Consider the following 14,362-nt stretch of genomic DNA (forward strand, 5'->3'; position numbering starts at 1 on the left):
TGCTGCGGTGAGCCAACAGGACTGGCTGGAGAAGGACTACTACAAGGTCCTCGGGGTGCCGAAGGATGCGCCGGCGAGCGACATCAAGAAGGCCTTCCGCAAGCTGGCTCGGGAGCTGCACCCCGACCACAACCCCGGTGACGACGCCGCGCGCGAGCGGTTCAAGGACGTCTCCGAGGCATACTCCGTGCTCTCCGACGACAAGAAGCGCAAGGAGTACGACGAGACCAGGTCGCTGTTCGGCAGCGGCCTGGGCGGCCGGATGCCGGGCGGTGCGGCGGGTGGCGGCGGCATGCCGTTCGACCTGTCCGACCTGATCGGCAACGCGCAGAGCCGGGCGGGCGGGTTCACCGACCTGTTCGGTTCGCTGTTCGGCGGTGGGCGGCACAACGCGCCGCCGACCGACCGGATTGGCCGGGACATCGAGGCGGAGGTGTCGGTCGGGTTCACCGACGCGGTCCTCGGTACGACGCTGCCGCTGTCGCTGCGCTCGCCCGGCGTCTGCGACCTGTGCCACGGCACCGGGGCGAAGCCGGGCACGTCGCCGCGCACCTGCCCGACCTGTCACGGCAGCGGGCTGACGTCCAGCAACCAGGGTGCGTTCAGCTTCTCCGAGCCGTGCAAGGACTGCTCCGGTACGGGGTCGATCATCGACGAGAAGTGCCCGGAGTGCCGGGGCAGCGGCGGCGTCACGAAGACCCGGACGATGTCGGTCCGGCTGCCGGCCGGGGTGTCCGACGGGCAGCGGATCCGGGTGCGCGGCAAGGGCGAGCCGGGTGGCCGCGGTGGCCCGGCCGGCGATCTGTACGTGCTGGTGCACGTCACGCCGGACGACCTGTTCGGCCGCGCCGGCAAGAACATCACGCTGACCGTCCCGGTCACGTTCGCCGAGGCGGCGCTCGGCACCGACCTGCGGGTGCCCACAGTGGACGGTGTGGTCACCGTCCGGGTCCCGCCGGGTACGCCGAGCGGCCGGGTGCTGCGCGTCCGTGGCAAGGGCGTGCCGGCGAAGACCGGTGCCGGCGATCTGCTGGTGACGATCGACGTGTCGGTACCGCCGGAGCTGTCCGAGCGGGCCCGCAAGGCGCTGGCCGAGTTCGCCGCGGAGACGCCGGCGGCGCCGCGCGAGCGGATCGAGGCCCGGGTCCATCGGCAGGAGCACTGAGGAGGTCGGCATGGCCACGGAGTTCTTCGTCAACATCGAGTCGACGTCGGATGCGAAGGTCATCGTCATCTCCGTCGCGGCTCGGATGGCCGGCATGCACCCGCAGACGCTCCGGCAGTACGACCGGCTCGGGTTGGTGCAGCCGGGCCGCACCGCGGGCGGCGGCCGGCGCTACAGCGCGCGGGACGTGGCTCTGCTGCGCGAGATCCAGCGACTGTCCCAGGAGGAGGGGGTCAACCTCGCCGGGATCAAGCGGATCATCGAGCTGGAGCAGGCCACCCGGTTGATGCAGTCGCGGGTCGCCGAGCTGGAGGAGCAGCTGCTGGAGGCGCGCCGCCAGCTGGCCGAGCTGCACGCCATGACCCCGTCGTACGGGCGGGATCTGGTGCCGACCCAGGAGACGGCGCTGGTCGTCTGGCGTCCGCGCAACTCCTCGCAGCGGCGCCGCGACCGCTGATCGAAAACACCCGAAAGCACCGGCACACGGCCGGGGGACGACACGTCCCCCGGCCGTGTCCGTGTGTGTGGGCGGGAGTGTCGCACGTCCGAGTGGTCGGTATCGGGGAAACGTCGAAGAACGGGGTCAGCCCGGTGCTGCTGGGTAGCGTCGGTGACCGGAGCCGCCTTCGTGGTGGTGGCGGCGGCCGGCCGGTCGCCGCGGATCGCAACGAGAGGGACAACGGGTCATGGGGATGAAGGACAAGTTCGACGACATGAAGGACAAGGCCAAGGACATGCTCGGCGACCACAAGGACCAGGCCGAGCAGGGCATGGACAAGGGCCGCGACATGGCGAGCGAGAAAACCGGCGGCAAGTACGACGACAAGCTGGACAGCGCCGCCGACAAGGGCAAGGACTACCTGGGCAACATGGGCGACGACCACTGACGCCCATCGGGGTCGAGCACGTCGGTCCTGGCCACACCCGTCGGTGTGGCCAGGACCTTTTTCGTACCCGGTCGGCAACCCTGCTGCTGCAACAGCCGGCAACCCTGGGATTCCCCGGGTTTCGGCCGGCCCGGCTGGGCATCCCGGTACTGGCCGGGCACCATGGAGTCCGACCGAGTTGTGGGAGGGCGACCCGATGAGCGAGCGCCAGCGAGCGAATCATGAGCACTGCGCGTCGTGCCTCGTTGGGCTTCCGACGAAGGAGGAAGGCCGATGAGTTTGTGGGAGAAGTTCGACGAGTTCGCCGACCGGGCCACCGAGCTGGCCGATAAGGCCACCGATCGGGCCCGCGGGCTCGCGGCCGAGCACAACGACAAGATCGACGCGAAGCTGGACCGTGCGGCCGGCTTCATCGACGAGAAGACCGGCGGGAAGTACTCCGACAAGATCGGCACCGGGGTCGGGCGGGCCAAGGAAGGCCTGGACCGGTTCGCCGAGCAGCAGCCCGCGCGTCCGGAGCAGAACAGCACCGACGAGGGCGGCGCCGGGGAGGGCGGGTCCGGTGCGGAGCAGAACGGCTCCGCCGGCTCGTCCGATCGCAGCTGAGCCACCTCCCGGCCGGGGGCGGCACCATCCGGCTCGGCGAGGACTGCTCGGCGGGGCCGCCACCACAGGGCGGAAACGGACGCAAACCGCGCCGCGGCCGATCATCGGCCGCGGCGCGGTGGTGTCAGTGCACGTCGTCGCGTTCCGCGGCCTCGTCGAACTCGGCCGTCTCGTCCGCCGACGTTTCGCCCGTCGGGGTCTCGCCCGGTGGCCCGGCACCGGCCCGGCCGGTCGCGGCGCGGTGCGGTTCCGGAGCGTCCGATTCCGTCCGTGGTTCGGGCAACATGGCCGCCTGCTCCTCCGGTCCGATCAGGTCGTCGACCTCGATGGGGGCGCCTACCGGCACCGGCGTGGCGACCACCTTGGCCCGCCGGCGCGGCCGGCCGATGTCGGTGAGCCGGGCCAGCAACGGCCCGACCACCACGGTGATCATCACGTACGCGGTGGCCAGCGGCCCGATCTGTTTCTCGATCCCGGCGGCCACCGCCAGGCCGGCGATGACGATCGAGAACTCTCCCCGTGGCGTCAACGCGAGCCCGGCCCGCCAGCGTCCGCGTGGTGCGATGCCGGCGCGTTTCGCCGCTATGTACCCGGTGGCCACCTTCGTGCCCATCGTCACCACGGCCAACCCGACCGCCGGCAGCAGCACCGACGGGATCGACCGCGGATCGGTGTGCAGGCCGAAGAAGACGAAGAACACCGCGGCGAACAGGTCGCGCAGCGGGCTGAGCAGCTGGCTGGCGTGCTCGGCGACCTCGCCGGACAGCGCGATGCCGACCAGGAACGCGCCGACCGCCGACGACACCTTCAACCCCTGGGCGACGCCCGCGACCAGCAGCGTCAGGCCGAGCACGCCGAGCAGGAACGACTCGGCGTTCTTGGCCGAGACGAGCGCCGAGATGAAACCGCCGTACCGGATCGCGACGACCAGTACGGCGGTGATGGTGAGGACGGCGATGCCCAACGTCAGGCCGCCCATCAGCAGGCCCGACCCGGCCAACACCGCGGTCAGGATCGGCAGGTAGAGCGCCATCGCCAGGTCCTCGGTGACCAGCACCGACAGCACCGTCGGCGTCTCCCGGTTGCCCAGCCGGCCGAGGTCGGTCAGGACCTTCGCGATCACGCCGGACGAGGAGACCCAGGTGATGCCGGCCAGCACCACGGCGGCGACCGGGCCCCAGCCGAGGATCAAGGCGAGCGCGGCACCCGGTACCGCGTTGAACACCGCGTCGATCAGGCCGGACGGCGCGTGCCGCTTGAGGTTGCCGACCAGCTCGTCCGGTGAGTATTCGAGCCCCAGCATGACCAGCAGCAGGACGACGCCGATCTCCGAACCGGCCTCGGTGAACTCCTGGCTGGCCGACAGCGGCAGCAGCCCACCGTGGCCGAAGGCCAGCCCGGCGAGCAGGTAGAGCGGGATGGGGGTCAGGCCGATACGCCGGGCGAGTCGGCCGAGCAGGGCGAGGCCGAACAGCAGCGCACCGATTTCGGTGAGGAGTGCCGCGGTGTCCACCGGCTACCCCGTCTGGCCGTGCGCGATGATGTCGGCCACCCCGTCGACGCCCTCGCGGGTACCGACGACGACCATCAGGTCGCCGCCGGCCAGCCGGAAGTCCGGGGTCGGCGACGCGAGCGCCTCGCCGTGCCGGAGCACCGCGACGATGGAGGCGCCGGTACGGGTGCGGGCCTGGGTGTCGCCCATCGGCCGGCCGGCGAACGGGGAGCCGGCCCGCACCGGGATCTGCTCGATCACCAGGGTGCCGGACACCTGGTCGTGCAGCCCGGCGAGCTGGCTGAGCACCCGGGACGCGTCCAGGATCACCGCGAGGGCGTCGGCCTCGTCGTCGGTCAGCGGCACCGTGTCGCTGCTTTCGTCGGGGTCCTCCGGGTCGTACACGATCAGGTCGCGTTGCCCCGATCGGTGGGTGATGACCCCGATCCGACGACCGGACGTGGTGGCTAGGTCGTGCCGTACGCCGATGCCTGGTAGCACGGCCTTCTCGACCCGTACCCGCACGGTGTTCACCGCCTTGTGTTCCTCTGACTTGGCCGGAGTGGCAACCCTACAAGGTGAGCATGGGCGCCTCGTTCGTGCTTGATTTGCCCGATCGGGCGGTACGGGTCCGTTTCGCCGGCGGTCGTTCGGGGTGCTGGTTCGGGGGTGCTGGTGTAGGCCACCTCTGTTCGTGGTTCGACCCCTTGGGGGGGAATCGTGGGGAGGGGCTTCGCCCCTCCCCACACCCCTCCCCGTCAAGGGGGCCTTCGCCCCCTTGACCATCCCCCGTCGGGGTAGCGGGGACGAGGTCCGGACGCCGCCTGGCCGTCTCGGAAGGTCGGGGCCCGGTGATCGGTGCTGACGCTGCCTGGCCGTTTCGGAAGGTCGGGGAACGGTGGCCGGGTTCGGACGCCGCTTGGCCGTCTCGGAGCGTCGGGGGCCGGTGATCGGTGCTGACGCTGCCGGGCCCGCTTCGGGATGTGGGGTCATGGGTGCGCGGGGTCGTCTCGGGGCGTCGGGGGTTGGGGTGGGTCAGGGGGTGGGGGTGTCGAGGTGGAGGGCGTTGGGGAGTGGGGGGAGGGCGGCGCGGCCGGTGAGCAGGGCGCGGGTGGTGTCGGCGGCTCGGGTGACGGCCAGTTCGGCGCCGTCGGGGCCGGGGCCGAACGTGCCGAGCTGGGCCATCACGGCGTGGCCGTGCGCGGTGGTGGCGACGGCGAGGGCGAGCGAGCCGGCGCGGTCCGGGTCGCCGTCGGAGAGGGCGAGGGCGGCGCCCAGGAAGGCGTCCTTGAGCGGTCCGGTGGCGCGGAGGAGTTCGGGATGCCGGAGCCGGTCGAGCTTGCCGCCGAACGCCGCCTCGAACAGCGCCCGCTGGTCGACCCCGAACCGGACGTACCCGCGGGCGGCGGCGACGAGCGCCTCGGTGGGCGTGTGCGCGTCGGCCGACTCGGCGGTGACCGTGTCGTTCAGCACCTCGCAGGCGCGTACGGCGACGGCGGCGAGCAGGTCGTCCCGGTCGGCGAAGTGCCGGTACGGTGCGCTGACCGCGACGCCGAGCCGCCGGCTCGCCTCGGCCAGCGAGAAGCCGGCGACGCCGCGCTCGGCGATCAGCTCGACCGCGGTGTCGACCAGCGCGGCGCGCAGGTCGCCGTGGTGGTAGTGCTGCTTCTTGCCGGCTCGACGCACGCGGCAAGGTTACGACCCGGCGCCCGGTGCCGCGGCCGTGGTCGCCGCGCCTCGCCGGACGGCCGTCGCTGGCGCGGTGCCGGGACGCCCGGTCACGATCGGGTGGCCGCGCGGGACAGCTGGTCGAGTCGGGCGAGCTCGTCGCCGGCGAGCCGGATCCGCATCGCGCCGGCCGCCTCGGCGGCGTGCCGCGGTTTCGATGCGCCGGGGATCGCGACGACGGTGTCCCCGTAGTACCGGACGAGCCAGCTCAGCGCGACCTGGCCGGGGGTGGCGTCGTACTCCTCGGCGATCGCCCGGAGCTCGGTGATCAGCGGCTGGGTGCGGGCCAGGCCGGCGGCGGAGAACGTGCCGCGACCGGTGTAGCGGCGGCCGGGTCGCATCGCGGCGACCTCGTCCGGCGCGCCGTGGTAGCGGCCGGTCAGCAGCCCGCCGGCGAGCGGCGAGTAGGCGATCAGGCCGATGTCGAGGTCGCGGGCGGCGTCGAGCACGCCGTTGTTCTCGATCGCCCGGTGTACCAGGTTGATCTGCACCTGGTTGGACGCCAGCGCGATGCCCTCGTCGCGGAGCACCCGGTGGGCGGCCCGCAGCCGCCGGCCGTCGAAGTTGCTGACCCCGACGGCGCGGATCCGGCCGGCCCGCAGCACCGTCGCCATCGCCCGCAGTTGCGCCGGCATCGACGACAGGCTGCTGAACGGTTCGTGGATCTGGTACAGGTCGATCGGGTACGGGTCGAGCGCGCGCAGCCGGTGTTCGATGCTGCGCGGGATGTTGCCGGCGAACCGCCCGGTCGGCAGCCATTTCGTCGCGACGACCACGTCGCCGGGTTCGCGGCCGGCGGCCCGCAGCGCGGCGGCGAGGGCGCGCTCGGACCGGCCCCGCCCGTACATCTCGGCGGTGTCGAACCAGGTCACGCCGGCGGCGAGGGCGGTCGCGACGATCTGGTCGACGGTGTCCTGGCCGATCCGGCGGATGGCGAGGCTGGCCATGCCGCCACCGGAGAACTGCATGCAGCCCAGTCCGATCGGGCTGACGCGGATGTCACTGCGGCCGAGTCGGCGCGTCTCCACCGGAACCTCCGGGCACCTTGATGTTAATGGCTTTCACAATGTGATGGACACTAACATCATCGCCCGGGACACGGAAGAGCCCCGTGCCGTCCGGGATCCGGACGGCACGGGGCCCTTCGGCGGCACCACCCGCAGCGGCGGGCGGCAGCGCGGGACGTCAGGCGGCCAGGTCGGCCAGCTCGGCCGTCGGTACCTCGGTGCGTACCGGCTCGGTGCGCCGGGACCGCCGGTCCGCCACGCCGGACAGTACGGCCAGGGCCAGCGCGCCGACCGCGACCGCGGCGCCGACCCAGGCGGTCGAGGCGTACCCGAGGCCACCGCCGATGACCAGCCCGCCGAGCCACGGCCCGATCGTGTTGCCGGCGTTGAACGCGGACACGTTGACCGAGGACGCCAGCGTCGGCGCGGCGCCGGCCAGCGAGAACACCCGGCCGTTCATCGACGGCGCGCACGCCATGCCGAACAGTCCGAGCCCGAACGCCAGCGCGACCGCGGCGATCGTCGAGCCGGCGAACAGCGCCAGCGACGCCAGTACCAGGATCATCCCGGCGAGCGCGACGTAGAGGGTGCCGAGCTGCCGGGCGTCGGCGAACCGGCCGGCCAGCGTGATGCCGACCAGGTTGCCCAGCCCGAACAGCAGCAGTACGCCGGGGATCAGCCCGCTCGGCACGCCGGCGACCCGGGTCAGCAGCGGCGTCAGGTAGCTGAACACCGCGATGAACCCGGTCTGTACCAGCGCGGTGGTGGCGAGCGCGAGCCAGAGCCGGCCGCTGCGGAACGCGGCCAGCTCGCCGCGCAGATGGGGCCGGTCGGCCGGGTCGGCGGAGTGCCCGCCCGGCACCACCTTGAGCACGCCGACCAGGCCGATCCCGGCGAGCGCCGCGACCACCAGGAACGCCGCCCGCCAGCCGAGGTGCTGACCGATCAGGGTGCCGAACGGTACGCCGATGATGTTGGAGACGGTCAGCCCGCCGACCATGACGGCGAGCGCGCGGGTGTGCGCGCCGGCCGGGGCCAGCTTGACCGCGGTGGCGGCGCCGACCGCCCAGAACGCGGCGGTGGCGAGCGCGGTGACCACCCGGGCGCCGAACAGCATCGGGTAGTTCGGTGCGACCGCGGCGAGCACGTTGCCGGCGATGAACACCGCGAGCGCGCCGGTCAGCGTGACCTTGCGGGGCAGTTTGAGGGTGGCCGCGGCGAGGATCGGCGCGCCGACGAGCATCCCGATCGCGAAGCCGGAGATGAGCAGCCCGGCGGTGGGGATCGACACGTGCAGGTCGCCGGCCACCTCGGGTAACAGCCCGGAGATGACGAATTCGCTGGTACCTAAGGAAAAGACGCTCAGCGCGAGGATGTAGACCGCGAGCGGCATGGCGGGTCTCCCGAGGACGGAGGTTTCTGGACTGATCGTTCTAATATGCGGACGTCGTTGGCCGCCAAAGGTTTCGGTCTGATCGCCGGCCGGCGCGGCGTTCCGGGCCGATCGGGTCGCTGCGCCGGCGCTCGGTGTCGGCTACATGGCGGCGAGCGCCACGTTCGCGGCGTGCCGCATCGCGCTGCCGTCCAACCCGCCGCGCGCCATCACCTGCAGGCCGGCGACGGTGGCCTGGACGAAGTCGGCCAGCTCGTCCGGCGACGATCCGGTGCGGATCTCGCCGGCCGCCTGCCCGGCCTCGATGGCACAGCGCAGCTCGCCCCGCAACGACGCCATCCCGCGCAGCGCGCACGCGGTCAGCTCGTCGTCCCGGCCGGCGAGCTCGACCACCGAGTTGACGGTGAAGCAGCCGTCCGAGCCGGCCGTGATGATCGCGTCGAACAGCGCACGCAACCGTTCCGGTACCGGGGTGTCGGCGTGCAGCAGGTCGATCAGCTCGCCGGTCTGCCGCTCGGTGTACCGGGTCAGCGACCGCTCGAACAGCTCGCGCTTGCTGCCGAACGTGTGGTAGATGCTGCTGCGGCACAACCCGGTGGCGTCGCACAGGTCCTGGGTGGACGTGGCTTCGTAGCCGCGTTCACGGAAGGCCTGCGTCGCGGCGTCGACCGCCTCGTCGACGTCGAACTCCTTGGGTCGTCCCACCCGGAGCACGCTACCGGTACTAGAACGCGCGGTCCACTATTCCCGCCCGCGACCCTGGTCACGCCCCGCTCCCGGCGGTTCGTCCAGCGCGCCGGTGAGGTGGGCCTGGAGGGTGCCGGCGAGCGCGGGGATCAGCGCCGCGGGCGGGAGCGAGGCGATCGGTTCGAGCCGCAGGATGTGCCGGGTGTAGACGAACCCGACCGCGGTGGCGACCAGCAGCGCGACCCGCCGCTCCACGTCCGGATCGTCGGCCAGCGCGGCCCGCACCGGGTCGGCGATCAACCGGTCGAACACCGCCTGCACCTGCGCCGCGTGGTCCGGATGCGTCGGCGCGACCCGCAGCAGGGCGCCGGGGCCGGTGCAGTGGCTGCCCTCCCAGTACTCGACGAAGCGGCGGGCGAAGCGGGCGCCGAAGTCGTCGAGGTCGCCGACCTCGGGCACCGGCGCCTCGTCCGCGACGGTGGCCACGAACAGCTCGGACTTGCTGCCGAAGTACCGGATGACCATGGAGGAGTGCACGCCGGCGGCGGCGGCGATCGACCGGATGGTGCTCTGCTCGTACCCCGTGGTGGCGAACGAGTCGCGGGCCGCGGCCAGGATCGCGCGCCGCGCCGCGGCGGATCGTTCGGTGAAGGCCATGCCGCCGAGTGTATGTGAGCGAAGGTTTGCAATCACCTGTTGGCAAACGACGCTGCCACCTGTAGCGTCTGCTTGTTTGCAAACGTACGTTCGCAACTGAGGGGGCAGCACGTGTCGGACATTCCGCGCAGCACCGACGTCCTGATCGCCGGTGCCGGACCGGTCGGTCTCACCCTGGCCACCGTGCTCGCCGACGCCGGCGTCGACGCGGTGGTCGTCGACCAGGCGGCCGAGGCGGCCAACACCTCGCGGGCCGCCGTCGTGCACGCCCGCACGCTGGAGGTGCTGCGCGAGCTCGATCTCGCCGACGAACTGATCGCGCAGGGCATCGTGTCCTCCCGCTTCACCGTGCGGGAACACGACCAGGTGCTGCTGACCGTCGACTTCGACGAGTTGCCGACCGACTTCCCGTTCGCCCTGCTGGTACCGCAGGACGTGACCGAACGGCTGCTCACCGCGCGGCTGCGCAAGGCCGGCGGCGACGTGTACCGGCCGTACCGGCTGACCGGGCTCGACGTCGACGCCGGTGGCGTGCGCGGCACCCTGGCGAGCGGCGAGACGGTGCGGGCCCGGTACGTGGTGGGCTGCGACGGGATGCACAGCTTCGTGCGGGAGCAGACCGGCATCGAGTTCACCGGCGACAGCTACCCGGAGTCGTTCGTCCTGGCCGACGTGCGGCTGTCCTGGTCGGAGCCGAACGACCAGGTCGCCCTGTACTTCTCGGCCGACGGGGTGACGGTGGTCGCGCCGCTGCCCGGCGGCCGGCACCGGATCGTCGCCACCGTCGACGAGGCGCCGGAGAAGCCCGGCCTGGCCGCCGTGCAGGCGCTGCTCGACGCCCGCGGACCCCGGCGGCAGCCGGCGCGGGTGGACGAGATCGTGTGGAGCTCCCGGTTCCGGGTGCACCACCGGCTCGCCGCGCACTACCGGTCCGGTCGGCTGCTGCTCGCCGGCGACGCGGCACACGTGCACAGCCCGGCCGGCGGCCAGGGCATGAACACCGGCATCCAGGACGCGGTCACGCTCGGCCACAAGCTCACCGCGGTCCTGCAGGGCGCCGCCGAGGCCGTCCTGGACGAGTACGAGGCGGAGCGGCGCCCGGTGGCCGAGGAGGTGGTGGCGTTCACGCACCGGATGACCCGGGTCGCCACCGTCGGCTCGGCGCCGCTGCGCGGGGTCCGCAACACCGCGCTGCGCGCGCTGGACTGGATCCCGGCGGTACACCGGACGATGGCGATGAGCCTGTCGGAGCTGGCGAACCGCCCCGCCGAGGAGCGCTGACCGCACTCCGCTCCGCGCAGCGGAAGGGGAGCAGGGCCCGCACTCCGCTGCGCAGCGCGGAAGGCGAGCGCTGTCCGCACTCCGCTGCGCGCAGCCAGAGAACGGCCCCGGCGCGAACGGGGGATCGCCGGCTCCGGCTGGCGCGGCGCCGGGGCCGCTCCGTCCGCTCAGTCGTTCCGCCCGTCCGCCCGTCCGCGAGGCTCCCGTCCGGTGCTGCCTCGTGGCCCTGGGCCGGGTCAGTGGCCGGCGAGGTAGCGCTTGGTGTCGGCGGACATGGTGCAGACCGCGGCGAGTACCGCGGCGCCGATGCCGATCACGCAGAGCGCCACCGCGACGAGGCCGAGCGCGAGCCCCGCGGTACCGCCGAGCTCGGCGCCGCCGCCGATGCCGACCGTGCCGCAGCACAGCCACAGCACGCCGCCGATGATCGAGATGGTGAGCGCGAACGGTTGGGCGCCGCCGGCCCGGCGCAGCAGCCGTACCGCCGCGACGAGTTCCAGGACGACCGGGACGAGCGCGGCGCCGAGGTGCAGCACGATGTCGAGCGCCGCCGCGTCGTGCGGCTGGCCCGGCGCGTCGGCCATCGGCCCGGCGCCGACGTCCCCGGCGAGCAGCAGCCCGGCGGACACCAGCTGCAGCGCCGCCGTCAGGCCGAGCGCGATCGCCGCGAGCTGGGTGCGGACCGGTGGCCGGACGACCCTCGGCGGGTACGGAGTGGGCCACGTCATGGCCGGATCCTAGGCATGGGGACAAACCTCAGGTTGAGCGGAATAGACTCAACTCTTGCCAGGTTGGACCGAGGGAGTGCAGCAGACCCCGCGGGCTGCTGACGAGCCTGGGAGATCCGAAGTCGGGGAGAGTATGAACGTCGAACGCCTGACCACCAAGAGTCGTGAGGTCATTGCCGCGGCCGTGTCCGCGGCGACCGGCAAGGGGCACGCCACCGTCGAGGCCTGGCACCTGCTGGATGCCCTGCTGTCCACCGAGGGGTCGACCGCGACCGCCCTGCTGCGGGCCGCCGGCGCCGACCCGGGTCGGGTGGAGAGCGCCGTGCAGGCCGCGCTGGCGAAGCTGCCGACCGCGGCCGGCAGCAGCATCGCCGAGCCGACCGTGTCCCGGGAGATCGTCAACACGATCAACGCCGCCGAGCAGATCGCCCGGCCGCTGGGCGACGAGTACCTGTCGACCGAGCACCTGCTGGCCGCGCTGGCCCGAGTGGGTGGCCAGGTGTCGCAGGCGCTCAAGGACGCCGGTGCCACCGAGGAGAACCTGGTGGCCGCGTTCCCGGTGGTGCGGGGCGGCGACCGGCGGGTGACCACGCCGGACCCGGAGCAGACGTACCAGGCGCTGGAGAAGTACGGCATCGACCTGACCGCGCAGGCCCGCGAGGGCAAGCTCGACCCGGTGATCGGCCGGGACGCCGAGGTGCGGCGGGTCGTGCAGGTGCTGTCCCGGCGGACCAAGAACAACCCGGTGCTGATCGGCGAGCCCGGCGTCGGCAAGACGGCGATCGTCGAGGGGCTGGCGCAGCGGGTGGTCGCCGGCGACGTGCCGGAGAGCCTGAAGAACAAGCGGCTCGTCTCGCTGGACCTCGGCGCGATGATCGCCGGCGCGCAGTACCGCGGGCAGTTCGAGGAGCGGCTCAAGTCGGTACTGGAGGAGATCACCGGCTCCGAGGGCCAGATCATCACGTTCATCGACGAGCTGCACACCGTCGTCGGCGCCGGCAAGGCGGACGGCTCGATGGACGCCGGCAACATGCTCAAGCCGATGCTGGCCCGCGGCGAGCTGCGGATGGTCGGCGCCACCACGCTCGACGAGTACCGCGAGCACATCGAGAAGGACCCGGCGCTGGAGCGGCGGTTCCAGCCGGTGCTGGTCGGTGAGCCGAGCGTCGAGGACACCGTCGGCATCCTCCGCGGCCTCAAGGAGCGGTACGAGGTGCACCACGGCGTGCGGATCACCGACGCCGCGCTGGTGGCCGCGGCGGCGCTGTCCGACCGGTACATCACCGACCGGTTCCTGCCGGACAAGGCGATCGACCTGGTCGACGAGTCCGCGTCCCGGCTGCGGATGGAGATCGACTCCCGCCCGGTCGAGGTGGACGAGATCGAGCGCGCGGTGCGGCGGCTGGAGATCGAGGAGATGGCGCTGTCCAAGGAGGACGACGACGCCTCCAAGCAGCGGCTGGAGAAGCTGCGCCGGGAGCTCGCCGACAAGCGCGAGCAGCTCACCGTGCTGAACGAGCGCTGGCAGAACGAGAAGCAGCACATCTCCGCGATCTCCGACACCAAGGAGGAGCTGGACCAGATCAAGCGCGAGGCCGAGCTGGCCGAGCGCGACGGTGACCTGGGCCGCGCCTCCGAACTGCGGTACGGGCGGATCCCGGAGCTGGAGAAGAAGCTCGTCGACGCCGGCCAGGAGCTCGCCGAGCTGCAGGCCAACGGCGCCATGCTGAACGAGGAGGTCAGCCCGGACGACATCGCCGACGTGGTGGCGTCGTGGACCGGCATCCCGGCCGGCCGGCTGATGGAGGGCGAGACGGCCAAGCTGCTCCGGATGGAGGAGGAGCTGGGCAAGCGCGTCATCGGCCAGGCCGAGGCGGTCGGTGCCATCTCCGACGCGGTACGCCGGGCCCGGTCCGGCATCGCCGACGAGAACCGGCCGACCGGCTCGTTCCTGTTCCTCGGCCCGACCGGGGTGGGCAAGACCGAGCTGGCGAAGGCGCTCGCCGACTTCCTGTTCGACGACGAGCGGGCGATGGTCCGCATCGACATGTCGGAATACGGCGAGAAGCACTCGGTGGCGCGGCTGGTCGGTGCCCCGCCCGGCTACGTCGGGTACGAGGAGGGCGGCCAGCTGACCGAGGCGGTGCGGCGCCGGCCGTACTCGGTGGTGCTGCTGGACGAGGTGGAGAAGGCGCACGCGGACGTGTTCGACATCCTGCTGCAGGTGTTGGACGACGGGCGGCTGACCGACGGCCAGGGCCGTACGGTCGACTTCCGCAACACGATCCTGATCCTCACCTCCAACCTCGGTTCGCAGATCCTGATCGAGCCGACGCTGGCCGAGGAGGAGAAGAAGCAGGCGGTGCTGTCGCTGGTACGGGAGCACTTCAAGCCGGAGTTCGTGAACCGGCTGGACGACGTGGTGGTCTTCCACGCGCTGGACACCAGCGAGATGGAGGCCATCGTGGACATCCAGGTGGCCCGGCTGGCGAAGCGGCTGACCGACCGCCGGCTGACCCTGCACGTCGCCGACGACGCGCACAAGTGGCTGGCCGAGCACGGCTACGACCCGCTGTACGGGGCGCGCCCGGTGCGCCGGCTGATCCAGACGGCGATCGGCGACCAGCTGGCGAAGGAACTACTCGCCGGCGCGGTGCGGGACGGTGACACCGTCTCGGTGCGTACCGCGGAGGACGGCTCCGGGCTGCTGGTGACCCGGGCCTGAGAGGTA

13 protein-coding genes and 1 pseudogene are annotated in these 14,362 nt (G+C 72.3%); 6 read left to right on the forward strand and 8 right to left on the reverse strand.

Annotated features, from left to right (window positions below; translation table 11 throughout):
* Window positions 1–7 precede the first annotated feature (7 nt).
* From dnaJ to NUM_RS30765, 4 genes are all read left to right on the forward strand, one after another.
* Window positions 8–1,165, forward strand: a complete 1,158-nt coding sequence (dnaJ, locus tag NUM_RS30750) for a molecular chaperone DnaJ (protein WP_207128410.1) — start codon at window positions 8–10, stop codon at window positions 1,163–1,165.
* Window positions 1,166–1,175: 10 nt separating this feature from the next.
* Window positions 1,176–1,622, forward strand: coding sequence for a heat shock protein transcriptional repressor HspR (locus NUM_RS30755; RefSeq protein ID WP_207128411.1), 447 nt, complete (start codon window positions 1,176–1,178; stop codon window positions 1,620–1,622).
* A gap of 229 nt (window positions 1,623–1,851) precedes the next feature.
* Entirely contained in the window at window positions 1,852–2,052 is a 201-nt protein-coding gene (locus tag NUM_RS30760; protein WP_225918959.1) for an antitoxin, read from the forward strand.
* A gap of 273 nt (window positions 2,053–2,325) precedes the next feature.
* Window positions 2,326–2,658 (forward strand): antitoxin, encoded by a 333-nt coding sequence (locus tag NUM_RS30765; RefSeq protein ID WP_207128412.1) that lies wholly within the window; start codon window positions 2,326–2,328, stop codon window positions 2,656–2,658.
* 334 nt (window positions 2,659–2,992) lie between these two features.
* Here the strand turns inward: NUM_RS30765 and NUM_RS30770 are convergent.
* The 7 genes and pseudogenes from NUM_RS30770 to NUM_RS30800 all read right to left on the reverse strand — a co-directional run.
* Window positions 2,993–4,171, reverse strand: a pseudogene (locus tag NUM_RS30770) (cation:proton antiporter); the annotation flags it as partial.
* A 3-nt stretch (window positions 4,172–4,174) separates the two neighbouring features.
* Entirely contained in the window at window positions 4,175–4,675 is a 501-nt protein-coding gene (locus NUM_RS30775; protein WP_207128460.1) for a cation:proton antiporter regulatory subunit, read from the reverse strand.
* 510 nt (window positions 4,676–5,185) lie between these two features.
* The gene (locus NUM_RS30780) at window positions 5,186–5,836 is read right to left on the reverse strand and encodes a TetR/AcrR family transcriptional regulator (protein WP_207128414.1); all 651 of its coding nucleotides are present in this window, start codon (window positions 5,834–5,836) and stop codon (window positions 5,186–5,188) included.
* A gap of 92 nt (window positions 5,837–5,928) precedes the next feature.
* The gene (locus tag NUM_RS30785; protein ID WP_207128415.1) at window positions 5,929–6,906 is read right to left on the reverse strand and encodes an aldo/keto reductase; all 978 of its coding nucleotides are present in this window, start codon (window positions 6,904–6,906) and stop codon (window positions 5,929–5,931) included.
* Between the two features lie 157 nt (window positions 6,907–7,063).
* A complete protein-coding gene (locus tag NUM_RS30790; protein WP_207128416.1) occupies window positions 7,064–8,278 on the reverse strand; it encodes a Cmx/CmrA family chloramphenicol efflux MFS transporter in 1,215 nt (404 codons plus the stop codon).
* Between the two features lie 141 nt (window positions 8,279–8,419).
* Window positions 8,420–8,983 (reverse strand): TetR/AcrR family transcriptional regulator, encoded by a 564-nt coding sequence (locus NUM_RS30795; protein ID WP_207128417.1) that lies wholly within the window; start codon window positions 8,981–8,983, stop codon window positions 8,420–8,422.
* A gap of 36 nt (window positions 8,984–9,019) precedes the next feature.
* Window positions 9,020–9,622 carry a TetR/AcrR family transcriptional regulator gene (locus NUM_RS30800; RefSeq protein ID WP_207128418.1) on the reverse strand — a complete coding sequence of 201 codons (603 nt, stop codon included), beginning with the start codon at window positions 9,620–9,622 and terminating at the stop codon, window positions 9,020–9,022.
* A 111-nt stretch (window positions 9,623–9,733) separates the two neighbouring features.
* Between NUM_RS30800 and NUM_RS30805 the strand changes: the two genes are divergently transcribed.
* Complete coding sequence (locus NUM_RS30805; RefSeq protein ID WP_225918960.1) at window positions 9,734–10,903, forward strand: FAD-dependent oxidoreductase; 1,170 nt, start codon at window positions 9,734–9,736, stop codon at window positions 10,901–10,903.
* A gap of 236 nt (window positions 10,904–11,139) precedes the next feature.
* Here NUM_RS30805 and NUM_RS30810 read toward each other — a convergent pair whose 3' ends face one another.
* Window positions 11,140–11,631 (reverse strand): hypothetical protein, encoded by a 492-nt coding sequence (locus NUM_RS30810; protein ID WP_207128419.1) that lies wholly within the window; start codon window positions 11,629–11,631, stop codon window positions 11,140–11,142.
* A 133-nt stretch (window positions 11,632–11,764) separates the two neighbouring features.
* On the opposite strand from NUM_RS30810, the gene clpB reads away from it, so the two are divergent.
* Window positions 11,765–14,356 carry an ATP-dependent chaperone ClpB gene (gene clpB, locus NUM_RS30815; RefSeq protein WP_207128420.1) on the forward strand — a complete coding sequence of 864 codons (2,592 nt, stop codon included), beginning with the start codon at window positions 11,765–11,767 and terminating at the stop codon, window positions 14,354–14,356.
* The last annotated feature ends 6 nt before the right edge of the window (window positions 14,357–14,362 follow it).

Source organism: Actinocatenispora comari (assembly GCF_017312725.1).
Lineage (GTDB): Bacteria > Actinomycetota > Actinomycetes > Mycobacteriales > Micromonosporaceae > Actinocatenispora > Actinocatenispora comari.

Excerpts from the sequence above, each read along its gene's own strand:
- NUM_RS30790 (WP_207128416.1), bottom strand. The coding sequence starts at position 8,278 with ATGCCGCTCGCGGTCTACATCCTCGCGCTGAGCGTCTTTTCCTTAGGT.
- clpB (WP_207128420.1), top strand. The coding sequence starts at position 11,765 with ATGAACGTCGAACGCCTGACCACCAAGAGTCGTGAGGTCATTGCCGCG.
- NUM_RS30760 (WP_225918959.1), top strand. The coding sequence starts at position 1,852 with ATGGGGATGAAGGACAAGTTCGACGACATGAAGGACAAGGCCAAGGAC.
- NUM_RS30810 (WP_207128419.1), bottom strand. The coding sequence starts at position 11,631 with ATGACGTGGCCCACTCCGTACCCGCCGAGGGTCGTCCGGCCACCGGTC.
- NUM_RS30800 (WP_207128418.1), bottom strand. The coding sequence starts at position 9,622 with ATGGCCTTCACCGAACGATCCGCCGCGGCGCGGCGCGCGATCCTGGCC.
- NUM_RS30765 (WP_207128412.1), top strand. The coding sequence starts at position 2,326 with ATGAGTTTGTGGGAGAAGTTCGACGAGTTCGCCGACCGGGCCACCGAG.
- NUM_RS30755 (WP_207128411.1), top strand. The coding sequence starts at position 1,176 with ATGGCCACGGAGTTCTTCGTCAACATCGAGTCGACGTCGGATGCGAAG.